1 protein-coding gene is annotated in these 2047 nt (G+C 56.5%); it reads left to right on the plus strand.

Features of this window, described 5'->3' with window-relative positions:
• Positions 1-868: 868 nt before the first annotated feature.
• Positions 869-2047: MCP four helix bundle domain-containing protein (locus ROR02_RS16250; RefSeq protein WP_170245162.1), on the plus strand; the 1179-nt coding region annotated here is incomplete at its 3' end.

The following is a 2047-nucleotide window of genomic DNA, read 5'->3' on the forward strand; positions in this document are numbered from 1 at the left end:
GAGATCAGGTTGGGCCATTTCTTGGCCCAACCTGGCCTCGAAGTTACTCTAAAATTTATGGAATGAGACTGAAACTGGGCTAACTTGACTCAAGTTGATCCAGTTTCAGTCCAGAGAATTTTCAGCCGAAACGGCACCGTTTCGGCGGTTAGAAAATGACAAAAATCAAAAAGTTAGAGCGCATTCGCTGATCCGTTTTGATCGGAATGCGCTTTAGAGTTTGCCAGGGAAAAGGGGGCACCGCTTTTCCCGAAAAGACACAACAAAACAAAGGGATCTGGGGCTTGTCCGCTTCAATGTGAAACGGACAGGCGCCAGGGCATCGTGCGCTGAACCGGATCCAGGCGTGATGCTCCAAGCCTTTGTTCCCCGCCTCTCGGGTCTCGCTCCAGGCCGTTCTTTCGGGCAGCGGCCCTTCGAGGGAAAGATCCCTCGCGCACTGCAACGCAACCCAACGCGTGGCTTGCCTGCCCGCGTTGGGCACCCATGAAAATTCCAATCCTCATCCGTGCGGAGGGGGGTTGTGAAATACCCCCGGAAGCCTCACCTCTCCAAAAGTGGATCGCTGGTTTTGGGTGGGGGATAACCTTCCGTGCCATGACCCCACCCATAACGATAAATCAGATCGAAGGGGTCTCCCTGAATCCGGGGGGATTCACGGGGAGGTGGGGCGGACTCCAGAGCCCTTTGATCGAAGCAAGGCCCATTCCGGTTGCCAATGCGTCAGCCGGCAAAAAGCACACCTTCCTGTCCGGATACCGTGTCGCGTGTGATCACCCGAGTTGCCTGCTTGTTCCATCAAAAAAAAATCGATTTGGGGTCGGGGTAGCTGGAGTAGATCCTGTCCTTGGTCGTGGGAGATATGACGATGTCCGTGATTAACAATGCGAAGATATCAAGCAAGCTCACTGCTGCTTTCGGTATACTTCTTGTTATTATCATTGTTAATGCAGGAGTTATATTTAAATTAATATCCGAGATGGATAAGGCAACCAATGAAATCACGGAAAACTGGTTGCCCAGCGTGATTGCCGTCAATGCGCTGAAGAACAGCATCCTGGATTTCCGGCGGTATGAACTGGGGCATATCCTGTCCCAGGACGCGGCCGATATCAGCGCCATGGACCGCGAGATCGATAAGGTACGGGCCGTTCTGGCCGACGATCAAAAAGCCTACGAAGTTCTGATCAGCTCGGCGGAAGAGCAGGGAATATATAACGGTTACAAAGAACACCTGCGTCGCTATTTCGAGATTTCCAACCGTTCCTTGGAAATGTCACGCTCCAATCAAAACGTGGAAGCTTACAAAATTCAGGTCACGGATGGTCGAAAGCTCTTCGATGATATTATCCAGGACCTGGATCGTCTCGTCAAGTTGAACAACGATTCGGCCGGAGTGGCGAGCAAGCACCAGGAAGACATGGCTGGCCTTGCCCGGATTGGTCTTGGGGTGGCGGTGGTCATTTTCATCGTCCTCGCCATCGGTCTGGGCAGCCTGATGAACCGGATTCTGGCGGTGCCGATCGCGGACATGACCCACGCCATGAAGCGTCTGGCCAACGGGGACTTGAGCGTCGAGATTCCCGCCCGGGGTCGGGGTGACGAAATCGGTCAGATGGCGCAGGCGGTCGAGGTGTTCCGGGAAAACGCCCAGCGGGCCGAGCGCTTCGCCGCCGAGGACAAGCGCCAGCAGGCCGAGCGCGACCGCCGGGTTGAAGCCTTGCGAACCTTGACCACGGATTTCGACACCACGGTGTCGGGGGTTCTCGACGTGGTCAGCCGCGCCGCCGGCACCATGGAAACCACGGCCCGAAGCATGACCTCAACCGCCCAGCAGAGCAACCAGCAAGCCACCGAGGTGGCCTCGGCGACCGAGGAAGCCTCGGCCAGTGTGCAGACCGTGGCCAGTGCCTCCGAGGAGCTGTCTTCGTCGATCAACGAAATCGGGCGTCAGGTCGAACAGTCGATTCTGATTTCGCGCGCCGCCTCGCAGGACGCCGAGCGCACCACCACCATCGTGCAAAGCCTGGCCGACGCCTCGGGCCGC

The organism is Pararhodospirillum oryzae (assembly GCF_007992075.1).
Lineage (GTDB): Bacteria > Pseudomonadota > Alphaproteobacteria > Rhodospirillales > Rhodospirillaceae > Pararhodospirillum > Pararhodospirillum oryzae.